Genomic DNA, 13,018 nt, shown 5'->3' on the forward strand with positions numbered 1-13,018 from the left:
ACTGTGACGTCCGTAAGGGCTGGACGAATTGGGAATGCTATGCCGGACGGAGTGACATCATAAACAGGGAGCGGCACCTGGCCGGGTGCTTTCCAACTTCTGAATTTCAGTAGTCATAGGCGGCGACCCGCTGCGGCGGTTCATGACGAACGGGGTCCCGGGGTTCGCAATAGTTGACGAATTTCGCCAAATGCGAGATGATAACATGTAGGGCTCCTGAACGGGCTTGTTCCGCTCCGTTGACGGGGCCGGACGCGCTCCGGATCGGACCAACGATCGGTAGTACGCTGTTTTGCTATAGAGAACCATATTGATAAGATGTAGGAGGAATTAATCATGGCATTGGTATCAATGAAAGACATGCTTAACAAAGGTCTTAAAGAAGGTTATGCAGTAGGCCAATTCAACATCAACAACCTGGAGTGGACGCAAGCGATTCTCGCGGCGGCTCAAGAAGAGCAATCTCCGGTTATCCTGGGCGTATCCGAAGGCGCGGCTCGTTACATGGGCGGCTTCAAGGTCGTTACAGCTATCGTCAAATCCCTCATCGAAGAGATGAAGGTCACTGTTCCAGTTGCGATCCATCTGGACCACGGTTCCAGCGTGGACAAGTGTAAACAAGCTATCGACGCGGGCTTCACGTCCGTTATGATCGACGCATCGCACGGTCCGTTCGAAGAGAACGTCCGCATTACGAGCGAAGTCGTCGCATACGCGCATGAGCGCGGCGTTTCCGTAGAAGCCGAGTTGGGTACTGTCGGCGGCCAAGAAGACGATGTCGTTGCAGACGGCGTTATCTACGCAGATCCGAAAGAGTGCAAAGAGCTGGTTGAACGCACTGGCATCGACTGCCTCGCTCCAGCCCTTGGCTCCGTACACGGTCCTTACAAAGGCGAACCGAAACTGGGCTTCAAAGAAATGGAAGAGATCTGCAAAACGATCAACCTTCCGCTCGTACTGCATGGCGGTACTGGTATCCCTACCGAGCAAATCAAGAAATCCGTTTCGCTCGGCACGGCTAAAATCAACGTGAACACCGAGAACCAAATCGCGTTCACTAAAGCTGCTCGCGCCGCTCTGGCCGCTGACGCTGAAGTATACGATCCGCGTAAATTCCTTACGCCGGGCCGCGATGCGATCAAAGCGACAGTTATCGGCAAGATCCGCGAATTCGGTTCTTCCAATAAAGCTTAATCGATCATCCTTGCATGAAAGCTCGATCGCGATTCTGCGATGAGCATAGCCAAGCCGCTTCGATGTCATCCTGGATGACGTTGAAGCGGCTTGTTTTTATTCCCCGCGCCGCTCTGTCAGGCTGCGAGCGAGTTGTCCGCTTGCGGCCTTTTTGGTGCTTGTGTGGAACGCTTCCTGCTCTATCATTGGCCGCCCGACAGTGATGAATCGACAAATGCTGAGGAAATTCTTAGAAACCTTAATGGAACATTCATCGTCTATTGGTTGTCTGTCACTTGCCGAAGTCTTTTGCAACAAGGGTTTCACTCGCCCCAACCAATTAGAAAAGGATTGAATGTCAATGAAAAAGGTTATCCCAAGTTTTATTCTTGCATGCACCGTTCTTGCTTCGTCCACTGCCTATGCAGCAACCAACAATTCGATCGAAATTAACGGTACAGCCGTCGCTTCCGACGTGAAGCCAGAAGTGAAGGACAATCGTACGATGGTGCCTTTGCGAGTGATCAGCGAGAATTTGGGCGCTAAGGTCGCGTGGACGAAAACGGAAGTTACGCTGACGAAAAACAATATGAAAGTAATTTTAAAGCCGAACAGCACGACTGCCGTGAAGAACGGTACTGCCGTCCAGCTTGATGTCAAACCATATGTCGTCGATAATCGTATCATCGTTCCGCTCCGCTTTATTGCCGAGACGTTCGGCTGCACGGTCAATTACAGCAACTCCACCGTAACCGTCGAAAGCGCGCCATTGGTCATCAACGGCGTACAAGTAAATGCATTGCAGCAAGAATACCATATGACTATGGGCGGCATCGTACAGCAGGTCAATGGAAATGCCTACAACGAAGCCATCTATACGAGTTTTGAAACGAACAAGGGCGCCAAGGTCGACGCACCTGCGAACTATTCGTGGAGCCCTAACTATGACATACCCGGATCGTATTTAAAAACCGCTCAGTATGATTTTCTGGACAAGAACGGCAAGAGCGTGAAGAGCTACGAAATATATACGCTTCTTCAGCCTACTACGGACGACGCCGGGAAAAGCGTCCGGACCGTGCTGCTCTATGACGTTACGGGGGCTCAATGGTATTCATTCAGCGATTCTGCTAGACAAGCCATCGATCAGTTAATGGTGACAGCCGACAAAAACGGTTTCCTGAAGGTAATCAGCAATACGATCGTGTAAGTGTTACCGCCAAAAAGGTGTTACCGCGTAATACCTGCTCAGAATTCAAGGTGAAACGGCAATTATCAGAAAGGGGCCATCCTGCATAGGATGGCCCCTTTCGCCTTTCACGTTCAGTCATTCACGTGCTTTCAGCTATCCCCTTGCGGGATTACTTGCCTGCGAACGGCAACTGGACCGCGAACGCCGTCGTTACGTTCGGGACGCTTCGTGCGGTAATCCGCCCTTTGTGCTGCTCCGCGATCGATTTGGCGATGGCCAAGCCCAGTCCGTGACCGCGCCACGATAAAGCGGTAGCCTCGCTGAATCAGTGAATAATCATCTTCTGATAAGACAGAGCCTGCACGCTGCACCTACTATTGGGACGCAGACTCTCCATACCATAACTCCCGGAACGTTTCGCTCGAGGCAAGCAGCTCATCGACCGTGCCCTCGTTTTCGATCCGGCCGTCCTTCATGACGATAATATGATCGGCATGCGCCAGCGCGGCGCGGCGGTGGGAGACGACGAGACAAGTAGCGTTCCCGCGGCCTTCGAAGAGCCGCTCCCACATCTTCTGCTCCGTCTCCACGTCGAGGGCGCTCGATACGTCGTCGAACACGTACAGTTCTGCCTCCCGCACGAGCATGCGTGCCGCGGCGGCGCGCTGCATCTGGCCGCCGGACAGCTTGACGCCCCGCGGGCCCACGACCGTCTCGAGTCCTTGATGCAGATGAGCGATGTCGTACTCCATAACGGAATCGTGGACCGCGCGATCAAGCGCGCCTCCCCCCTCATGATGGCCGAGCAATATATTATTGCGCAGCGTATCGCTATACAATCGCGGGATTTGCGCGGAATACGCGCTGTGGACCGGCGTGAAGAACGTGCCAGGGTCTTCGACCGGCTTCCCGTTCCACGCAATCGTGCCTTCGTCCTTCGGCAGCAGCCCGAGCAGCGTCCGCACGAGCGTCGTTTTGCCGGAGCCGATAGCGCCGGTGACGACAGTGAACGATCCGCCCCTCAGCTGCAGGCGGATGTCCTCGATCCCCCGGCCGGTGTCAGGGAACCGGTAAGACAAGCCCGTTACCTCCAACGTATGCAGCGGCTCGCGAACGTTCGCGCCTTTCTCCTGCTTGACTGCAGCGTCGCTGCCCTTACGGAGCGGCAGTGCGTCCTTCATGACCAATACCTTGGCGGACGCGCCTTGGAGCAGCTCCAGCATCCGTTTCATCGCAACGTTCATTTGCTTGAAATACGTCATGAACTTGCCCACGTTCGAAATGACCTGCGTTACGAACGTCAAGTAGTACACGAACAACGAGAAATCCCCGACCGTGAATTCGCCGCCGCGCATCTTGGTCCCGGCCAGCAGCAGAATAAGGCCGATTCCGAGGTTCACGGAGTTTGTGAAAACGGCGTCCAGCGTTTCGCCGAGCAGCTTGTCTTTCAGCATCGTTTTGCGTCGGTCGTCGTTAAAGCTCCGGAACCGCGCAATGACGCGATCCTCCGCGCCCGCCACTTGTATGGCCTGCACATTGCTGAACATTTCGCTGATCGCGCCCGTTACGCGAGCCGTCGATTCCCGGCTGGCCGCCCGGTACTTCTGCAGCCGCGACGTAGCCAGCTGCGCCACCGTTACGACGAGAATGAGCGGCACGAATACGAGCAGCGTCATCTGCACGTCGATCTTCAGCAGGATATAGCTCGACACCGCGGCGAAGCAAGCCAAGCCGAATACGTCCACGGACCAGCTTACGGCTTCCTCCGTCTGGTCGACATCGTCGCGGAAATAGCTGATCGCCTCCCCCGGCGAGACCGGGATCGCCCGCGCGCCGGGCTGCTTCAGCACATGTCCGAGCAGATTGCGGCGCAGGATCATGGCCACGCGGAACCGGAATTGCACGTCTGTAATGCAGCCGACGTAAATCATGGCCACGCGCGCCAGCGACGCCGCCAGCAGCAGCGCGATAATGCCCCAAGTGCCGACCTTCAGCGTATCCTCGCCCGTCAGCGAGTCGAAGAACTGCTGCGTGATCAGTCCGGGTACGATCGGAATCAAATAAATAATGGTCCATGACAAGGCATTCACGGCATAGAGCAGCGGCCGGAACGTAATCAGCCGCATCAAGAATTGAAACGTCGTCATGCGAGCACCTCCTCAAGCCCTGTCGCCAGCATCGCGCTGAACCGCGACTTCGGATCGGCCGCAAGCGCCGTGCGTCTGCCCGATTCGATGACGACGCCGTTCTCGAGAATGGCAATCCGGTCCGCGCGCTGCACGGTCGCCAGACGATGCGCGATAATGATGCACGACCGGTTCGCGAGCAGCTTGCCGATCGCTTCTTCGATCCGCTGTTCGGTCAACGGGTCCAGACGGGAAGAAGCTTCGTCCATAATGATGAGACCCGGATCCGTCAAGAATACGCGGGCGAAGGCGAGCAGCTGAGCCTCTCCGGCAGACAGGCTGCCGCCTCCCGATGCAAGCATCGTATCCAGGCCATCCGGCAAGGATCCGTACCAGCCGCCAAGTCCGAGCTGCTCCAAGACTTCGACAATCCGCGCATCGGGTATCGCATCGTCGTAGAAGGTCAGATTATCGCGAATCGTCCCTTCCATGATCTCGATATTCTGCGTAACCATGGCGACCCGCTTGCGCAGCCCGCTCAGCTTGCAATCGCGAATGTCGGTGCCGCCGAGCAGAACGGCGCCTTGCTGCGGGTCATAGAAGCGAAGCAGCAGCCGCGCGATCGTCGACTTGCCGCTGCCCGTCCGCCCCAGCAGTCCCAGCACCTCGCCTGGCGCAAGCTCCAGCTGCAGCCCGCTCAGCGTCGGTTCCTCGGCATTGTCTTCGTACGAGAACGTCACGCCGTCGAACGCGACCGCAAGCGGCCCTTCCGGCAGCGGCGCGCCGGGACCGTCCTCGATCGAGGAACGCGTCTCGAACAGCGTCCGAATACGCGAAATGCTGGCGTCGGCTTTCTGCAGATCCTCCATTTGTGTGCGGATTTTCTCAATCGGCTTGGCAAGCAGCTCCGTGTAGAAGAAGATCAAATACACGGTGCCGAGCGAAATCGCATCCGTCTTCCATAAGTAAGCGCTGATGGCGAATGCCATTGCGTTGCCGAGCGTAAAGACGATAATCGTCGTATTCCACATGGAGGCGAAGCCCAGAAACGCGCGCAGCCGCACTCGGAGCATGTTCGGCAGCATCCGATGGAATCGTCCCATGACGAAGCCCGACGCGCCGTTGGCCCGAATATCCTCCGTGCCTTCCATCTGCTCCCCGATGAACCCGTACAGTTCCGCGCTCGCCTGGCGCCAATCCTTCCAGAACGGCCCGTTGAACTTGCGGATCTTCTGGATGACGAACACGGCTGCGATGACGAACACCGTCATGCCCGCGCCGATGAGCCAGCTCTCCCGGAACAGCAGGACGATAATGCCGAGCATGAGCAGCAGATTGCCGAGCAAATGAATGATCATGCTGGAGAAGAAATTCGCCAGCGCATTCACGTCGCCGTCGACGCGCTCGATAATGGCGCCCGATGTCTGCGATTTGTGAAACGGCATATCGAGCGACAAGCAATGTGCCGCCAAGTCGCTTCGCAGCGCATTCGTCGTTTTCCAGCCGAGGTTCTCGCTGAAATACGTAGCCAGTACGGTTACCCCGCCCTGCAGCACGGAGAAGCCGATGAATAGCGACGCGGCGATCAGCAGCGGCCGTAAAGAGCTTCCGGACTGCGCCGAATCAATAAAGTATCGGATGATTTGCGGATTGACAAGCTGCAGGCCGATCGTCAAGACGAGCAGCGCTGCAAGAATCCATAACGTGTTCTTCTGAGGCAGCAAGTAGCGCCGAAGCAGGTCGGCGTATTCCGAGCGGCCTTTCGATTGCCGGTTCATTCCATATCCTCCTGATTTTAGAACAAATGTTCTTGTTGAATGAATATACCATAGAACCCCCGTTTCCGAACAGATGGTACTGCTGTTAATTTACGCTGGCGGACAGGGCGCCATGCTATAATGACTGCAACAGAACAGAGGAGCATGATGGCCGGCCCCCATGCCATTGCTCCGGAATAAAGGTGGCCCCGATCCGATGGATACGATGGACGAAGTGCTTCAGATGTCCCGCCTCACGAAATTAGACGTGAAATGGAGCTCCGAGCTTCAGGGCAACGAGCATATAGCCGAGCCGAAAGCGAATCCGAACTTCGAGCTGCTGATGGTGACGGAAGGTCCCGTCTACTTGCAGGCAGGCGGGCGGCGAATGGAGCTGCAGAGCGGGGAGTGCTACCTGCTTATGCCCTGGGAGCAGCATTCCGGCTATCGGCCGATTTCGGCGAGCGCCGGCTTCTATTGGGTGCAGTTCTCGGCCGATCCCCCGCTTCGCCTGCCGGGAGGCACGCCGGACGAAGCCGCGGCCGCCATGCCGAACCGCCCCCGGCTGGCCGCCCAAGACTTACGAACGGCCAAGGACGACGGTTGCGCGGCCGATGCCCTGCTGCTCCCCCGCCGCTTCAAACCGCGCAACCGCTACGAGCTGCTGCGGCTGTTCGAACTCATGGGCGCGCAGCTGGCGGAGCCGCGCGGCTATTATCGCTATCGCTGCTCGCTGCTGCTCGCACAGATGTTGGAGCTGCTAGCGCACGGACTGCTGGAGCGCGAGCAGCTTCAGCACGACATGCCCTCGACCTTCCTGCTCTATCGGCGGATCGTGAATAAGCTGGACGAGGATTATATGAAGAATCCCTCCAGCGAGGCGCTCGAACAGAGCCTGCATCATAACTATGAATATTTGTGCCAGATCTTCAAGAAATATTCCGGCACGACGATCGTTTCCTACATTCATCAGCTGCAAATTCAACGGGCCAAGCATCTGCTCGCCGCCACCGGCGCCATGATCAAGGAAGTCGCGGAGCAGGTCGGTTATCAGGATCCCTACTATTTCTCCCGCATATTCAAAAAGCTGGAGGCGATCAGCCCCCAGCAGTTTCGGAATCTTGCTATGCGCAGCGGCGCCCCGCGCGATTAAGCGATTGGCTGGCCGTTAATGAAGACGAACGGAATAATGCCTTTGGTCGGACGGCCTTGCGAGCTGATTTCGAGCAGCACGTCGTAACGCGCCTGCTGCAAGTCTTGCGATAACAGCCTGAACGTCAGCTCCGTCCGTCCGAGGTTGCAATGATACTGCTCGAGTCCGGCGCCGACCACGGGGCCCGGGGAGACGCTCCAGCCTGCCGGCAGATGCCACTTGAACGTCAGCCATTGCTGCATGAACAGGTTGTTGTCGATGATGATCTTCACTGTCTTCTCCGCGCCCTCCTGCACGAACGGCGCTTCCGCGTAATCGGCGATCGCCGAGAAAATGACGAAGTCGTACGACACTTGAAACGGGCTTTGGCTTAACTTCTCCTCAAATCCGCGATACGTCCACGTATTGATCCGCTGCTTCCGGCTGTAGAGCGCGCCGCCTTCGTTGACCGCGACGTCATACCCGCGTTCGGCCGTAATCACATCGACGATATCGCTCCCGAGGAACGACGGCGCCAAGCGGATAATCCGCTCCGTCAGCTCGCCCACAGTCTTCGGTATGCGCAGCCCCTGATCGCCCAAATTAACGCAGAGCGTCTTGATGGAATCGCCGATCGGCGCTTTCCATTTCTCCGGAATGCCCGCTTCCCCGCCGATGATGCCGAGGATGGAACCCAGCGTCGCAGCCGTGCAATCCGTGTCTTCGCCGCAGTTATTGGCGATGCAGATACTGCTGCCGAAGTCTCCCTCCCCATACAGCCAGCCGATGAGCGTAATGCCGACATTGCCCGGCGCGTCGTAGCCCATCGGGCCGACGGCGACATCCTTCGGCAAGTCATCCGGCTCCATGCCGATAATGCCGAAGCTGCCCGGTACGTCGTTCAGCACTTGAATGCGCGCTTCCTGCCAGCTTAAGCCGCGCGAATGGGCATCGCGAGCCGAGGCCGCGCCGCGGGCCACGCCGCAATCCGCCGGAATGTAGGACAGTCCGATGTCGATGAGCGTATCCCGGTCATTCTCCACGAACGCCGCGCTTTCGATCGCCGCGAAGAACACTTCCGCGTAGACTCCCTCATGGCTGTGATCCACGATCGCATCCTCGTACGCATACTGCACCGCTATTTCGGGATGCCCTGGAGCCAGGCACGCCCATAGTTCCGAACGGATGAAGGCGCCGTTGCTGTCCCGGAACACGTTGTTCACATAGCCGGATAGCGGAGGCACGATCCCTTGACGCAAGTTGTTCTTCCCTGCCCCGTATTCGCCCCAGTTCGGGACAATGTAGGACAACCAGTATTCGCCGAGTATTTTCGCATCCGTCCGGCGGCCGTACTTCTCCACCGCGTTCAGCCAGACGAGCTGCAGATCGAGATCATCGTTCGGCAGCGGTTCCCCGTTCAAGTCCTGCGTGTAGAAGTCGAAATCGTACACCGCGCGTTTGCATTCGAACGGCGCGCCCAGCGTGCCTCCGATGTTCTTGCCGACCCAGCAGCCGAGCACCTTTTCCTTATAAGCCGCAAGCGATAATGTCATCCCTGCCATCTCCCATCCGTAAGCGGTTCTGAACCTCTGCACGTAGTATAGCAAGGCGGCTCTTGCCGACAAATGAAGGATTCTGAGTTTCTGGTCCTGCTCGGCCTAAGGATCGTCCATTTTTATGTAGGGATGCGTTGCTGACGTTTATAGTTGAAAATCTCATCCGTCGCTTGACGGTACCCGCCTGAGTGCCGGAAAGTTTCCCCCATAATCGCAGCGGCATCCTTGAACGACGCGCGGCTTAATACGCGATCCGCGGCCTCGCTTAATTGGTCTGCAGTCAAGTCCGACATCTGCAGCTGAACGCCTGCTCCGACATTCTCGACTTGCCCGGCAATAATGGGCTGATCCGCGCTTTGCGGGACGACGACGAGCGGGACCCCGTAATAGAGCCCTTCGTGGGTGCTGTTCATTCCGCCATGCGTAATAAAGAGTTTCGCATATTGCAGGACCTCCGTTTGGGGGACGTAGTTTCTGACGATGAAGTTAGCCGGAATTTCTCCCAAGTCAGCGATCCGGGTGCGTTCGCCGATAGAGAGGACAACCGTATGCGCCGTATTCCCGAACGCTTCGAAACAACGCTTATAGAAGTCGAGAGACTGATTAAAGACGGTGCCCAGTGAAATGTAAATCGGATTCTTCCCCTGAATAGCAGCCATATCGAAGGATTCCTGCGTGAAACGCGAAGCGATGGACGGGCCTACGAACGCGTACGCGTGGTCGAAAGCTTCTCCATCGGGCTGAAACGCCTTTGTCGTATACACGAGGGTAAGCGGCGCCGGATTGCAAAACACCTCGTAGGGCGAACCGATCTCCACGTCATACTGTTCCTTCATTAGAGCTGTCAGACTTTGATAGCGATCGGCGATCGGCTTCGCGATATCCGCCGGGACATTGGCCGTGAATTGTTCCAGCATGCGATCGAAGGACGCTTCCGACTGCGCGAAAGAAGTACAAGAGCTAATCGCGGGAAGCTTGAGCATTTGCGCCAGCAGCCGTCCGCAGCCAAACATGGAATCGTGGATGATGTAATCGAAACGTTCGCCTTTGATCTGTTCAAGAACGCTTGGAATGACGATATCGGCCGTTAGCAAGAGACCGTTGACTCTCTCGAGCACATAGTTCCTGCCGCCGGAGATGAAGGCTTTAATGAAGGAAAGCCCGTCGAATGTACGCACGGATGCTCCCGTCTTCTCCATTCGCTCCCGGAAAGCTTCCGTACAAACGTACACGACCTCTTCCCCGCGCGAAATCAGCTCCTGTACCACGCCGATTGTTGGATTGATATGTCCCTCGGATCCGCCATTAATAAATAAGACACGCGCCATTCTATCACTCCTTCGGCTTACTGTTTGCTTTTATCATAAAACAAGACACGGATATCTCAAAGCAGATCCCCATCACCGCGCATCGCGCCTTGCTATTACCAACACTTGCTTGCTCCCGCCGGCCTTGAGGGTTGTTATACTGAATGGACAGCCGATTAGAATATGTTGCCTGAAAAGGAGTCCGACACCATGAAGAAATCCGTTACGTTCCTTCTTGCCGCCCTGATCCTTTCCGGTCCGGCCGGCGCCGTTCTGCTGCCCGGAGCCGGCCAAGCGCAAGCGGCGTCCGCCGTCCTATCCGTTGGCGTTACCGGCGGCGCCGTTACGCAATTGCAATCGAACCTGCTGTCGCTGGGGTTCTTCGATTATCCGTCGGCGACCGGCTATTACGGCTCGTACACCCAGGCGGCCGTCTCGGAATTCCAGTCCAGCTACGCGCTTCCCGTTACCGGACAGGCCGATGCCATCACGGCGGAAGCGGTTCGACGCGCCGTCTTGAAACAGTCGCTCGTCCAAGATACCTATTCGTACATCGGCATCCCTTACATATGGGGCGGCGCGACGCCGAGCCCCGGGTTCGACTGCTCCGGCTTCATCTATTATATGTACAGTAAATTCGGCGTTCCGCAGACGCGCACGACCACGGTCAACTTATTCAAGCAAGGCTACACCGTGTATAAATCCATGCTGAGACCCGGCGACTTGGTCTTCTTCCGCATCGCCGGCGGAACCGACGTCGATCATGTCGGCATCTACGCCGGCAATGGAGCGTTCATCTCCGCTACGAGCTCGAAGGGAATCTACGTCCAACAGCTGGACAACTCCTATTGGGGCCCCCGATATGCCGGTGCGCGGCGGATCTATTAATAAGGCCGGAGCGCCGTTTATTTGCTGCCTGCCGGTTAAAGCCTCTTCGAAGCCATTCCTTATATGGCTCTGAAAGAGGCTTTTTGTCCTGTTCGCCGTATCGCTCCGTTGTAAGAAGATGCAGACCCCCAATTTTTTTTACGATAGGAGTGATCCGAATGCCTGCTCGTTTCGTTAGCCTAGATGAGCAAGTAAATTAGCCTAATTCGAGGAGCGTGCAAACCATGAAAATGTATTCCCGTAAATGGCTGGCCCCCGTCCTAAGTCTTTCTCTGCTCGTCCCGACGATTGCAGAAGCCTCGGCCGCAAACGCGGCAGCGCCGGCTGTGCCGACCGCAGATACGCCAGCCGTCGAACTGAGAGCTACCTTCGATTACTTATTGTCCGAACATTTCGCGCTCGCCGTCGATGCCATGATCAAGAAGTACGACCATTCCTTCGATGCCGCGGCTGCGCAAAGCGCGCTGGAGAAGAACGCGAAAGACATGGTTCCGGCGATTGCATCCCTCTACGGGGAGGACGGCGCAAAGGCATTCGACGCCATTTTCAGCAGTCACCTCAGCTACACGAAGGATTACGTCACGGCCGTCGAGATGAACAGTACCGCTGACAAAGCCGCGGTTGCCGCCGAAATCGAGAAGTTCGCGATCGATCTAGGAAACTTCCTCGGCACGGCGACGGGAGGAAAACTGCCTGCCGCGGCAGCGCAAGACGTACTCCGCACGCATGAACAGCAGGTCAAAGAAGTATTCGACGACTACGCAGCCGGAGATTACAAGGACGCGATGATGAAGTACAGAGAAGGGCTGAGCTTCATGTTCGACATCAGCGATGCGCTGTCCGGCGCGATCGTCGCTCAGATGCCTGGCAAGTTCATGAACACGCGTCCCGATACCCCTGCGGGCGATCTGCGCTCCGCGCTCGATTACTTGGCTGCCGAGCACTATGCGCTGGCTGTTCTAAGCATGCAGAAGGGTTTCGATAAATCCCCTGCCTATCCTGCGATTCTAATGGCCGAGGGCGGTAACACGGACGGCTTCACCGCTGCCGTCGCTTCCATTTACGGCAAGGCGGGCGGAGAGGCGTTCAAGCAAGTCTGGCTCGGCGACCATATCAACGCGCAGGATGAAATCGTCCAGGCGACGTTGAAAGGCGATGCCGCTCCAATCGCCGCAGCCAGAGCGAAGCTGGGCAAGTTTGCCGTCGACTTCGGCACCTTCCTCGGCGCCGCAACGGAAGGCTACCTGCCGGCATCTGCCGCAACGGCCGCGGTGGCGGAGCACGAACTACTCGTTCTGGAAGCCTTCGATCTGTACAACGCAAAAGACGCTTCCGGCTTGTATGCGAGCTACGATAAGGGCTACAGCTTTATGTTCGGCGTAGGCAAAGCACTCGGCGGCGCGATCGTTGCGCAGAAGCCCGCGATGTTCCAAACGATGCCAACGAAGCCCGCAACGCCGTCCGTGAAGAGCATTTGGCTTCAAATCAACAACCGAACCGCCAAAGTCGACGGACAGCCCGCTGCGATGGACGTCGCTCCGAGCACGATGAAAGGAACGACTTATGTATCGCTCAGAACGCTGACCACGGCGCTCGGAGCGAATATCGCTTGGACGCCCGCTAAGGGCGAAGTCACCGTCACGGCGGGCTCCGATCGCATCGTCTTCTGGATCGGCAATGAAATCGCGCAAGTGAATGGCAAGAACGTTCATGCCGGTGCGAAGTCGTTCATTAAAGAAGGACGCACGCAGGTACCGCTCCGCTTCATCGCCGAGCTGCTCGGCTGGGATTTGAACTGGAACGCTGCGGACTGGTCCATTTCGTTGACGAAGTCCATGTAGAATCTATCCGCGCACGCTGCATCCGTACGCGCCATCTCTCCCGATT

Annotated in this window: 10 protein-coding genes; 5 read left to right on the top strand and 5 right to left on the bottom strand. The window is 57.0% G+C overall.

What is annotated here, in order from left to right:
• The first annotated feature begins 336 nt into the window (after window positions 1–336).
• A complete protein-coding gene (locus GZH47_RS15040) occupies window positions 337–1,194 on the top strand; it encodes a class II fructose-bisphosphate aldolase (RefSeq protein ID WP_162640799.1) in 858 nt (285 codons plus the stop codon).
• A gap of 340 nt (window positions 1,195–1,534) precedes the next feature.
• Window positions 1,535–2,383, top strand: a complete 849-nt coding sequence (locus GZH47_RS15045) for a copper amine oxidase N-terminal domain-containing protein (protein ID WP_162640800.1) — start codon at window positions 1,535–1,537, stop codon at window positions 2,381–2,383.
• 151 nt (window positions 2,384–2,534) lie between these two features.
• On the opposite strand, the gene GZH47_RS34645 is transcribed toward GZH47_RS15045, so the two are convergent.
• The 3 genes from GZH47_RS34645 to GZH47_RS15055 all read right to left on the bottom strand — a co-directional run bounded on the left by GZH47_RS34645 (window position 2,535) and on the right by GZH47_RS15055 (window position 6,269).
• Entirely contained in the window at window positions 2,535–2,651 is a 117-nt protein-coding gene (locus tag GZH47_RS34645; protein ID WP_404823809.1) for a hypothetical protein, read from the bottom strand.
• 88 nt (window positions 2,652–2,739) lie between these two features.
• Complete coding sequence (locus tag GZH47_RS15050) at window positions 2,740–4,512, bottom strand: ABC transporter ATP-binding protein (RefSeq protein ID WP_162640801.1); 1,773 nt, start codon at window positions 4,510–4,512, stop codon at window positions 2,740–2,742.
• Window positions 4,509–6,269, bottom strand: a complete 1,761-nt coding sequence (locus tag GZH47_RS15055) for an ABC transporter ATP-binding protein (protein ID WP_162640802.1) — start codon at window positions 6,267–6,269, stop codon at window positions 4,509–4,511. Before GZH47_RS15055 ends, GZH47_RS15050 begins: the two co-directional genes overlap by 4 nt.
• A 196-nt stretch (window positions 6,270–6,465) precedes the next feature.
• On the opposite strand from GZH47_RS15055, the gene GZH47_RS15060 reads away from it, so the two are divergent.
• Window positions 6,466–7,401: an AraC family transcriptional regulator gene (locus GZH47_RS15060; protein WP_162640803.1), complete on the top strand. Its 936-nt coding sequence runs from the start codon at window positions 6,466–6,468 to the stop codon at window positions 7,399–7,401.
• On the opposite strand, the gene GZH47_RS15065 is transcribed toward GZH47_RS15060, so the two are convergent.
• Both GZH47_RS15065 and GZH47_RS15070 read right to left on the bottom strand, forming a co-directional pair.
• On the bottom strand, window positions 7,398–8,933 hold the full coding sequence (locus GZH47_RS15065; RefSeq protein ID WP_162640804.1) for an ADP-ribosylglycohydrolase family protein: 1,536 nt from the start codon (window positions 8,931–8,933) through the stop codon (window positions 7,398–7,400). The two genes, GZH47_RS15060 and GZH47_RS15065, sit on opposite strands and share 4 nt — an antisense overlap.
• A gap of 122 nt (window positions 8,934–9,055) precedes the next feature.
• Entirely contained in the window at window positions 9,056–10,264 is a 1,209-nt protein-coding gene (locus GZH47_RS15070; RefSeq protein ID WP_162640805.1) for a macrolide family glycosyltransferase, read from the bottom strand.
• 189 nt (window positions 10,265–10,453) lie between these two features.
• On the opposite strand from GZH47_RS15070, the gene GZH47_RS15075 reads away from it, so the two are divergent.
• Window positions 10,454–11,131, top strand: a complete 678-nt coding sequence (locus GZH47_RS15075) for a C40 family peptidase (RefSeq protein ID WP_162640806.1) — start codon at window positions 10,454–10,456, stop codon at window positions 11,129–11,131.
• Between the two features lie 224 nt (window positions 11,132–11,355).
• Window positions 11,356–12,972 (top strand): copper amine oxidase N-terminal domain-containing protein, encoded by a 1,617-nt coding sequence (locus GZH47_RS15080; RefSeq protein ID WP_225446497.1) that lies wholly within the window; start codon window positions 11,356–11,358, stop codon window positions 12,970–12,972.
• The last annotated feature ends 46 nt before the right edge of the window (window positions 12,973–13,018 follow it).

It is taken from the genome of Paenibacillus rhizovicinus (genome assembly GCF_010365285.1).
GTDB lineage: Bacteria > Bacillota > Bacilli > Paenibacillales > Paenibacillaceae > Paenibacillus_Z > Paenibacillus_Z rhizovicinus.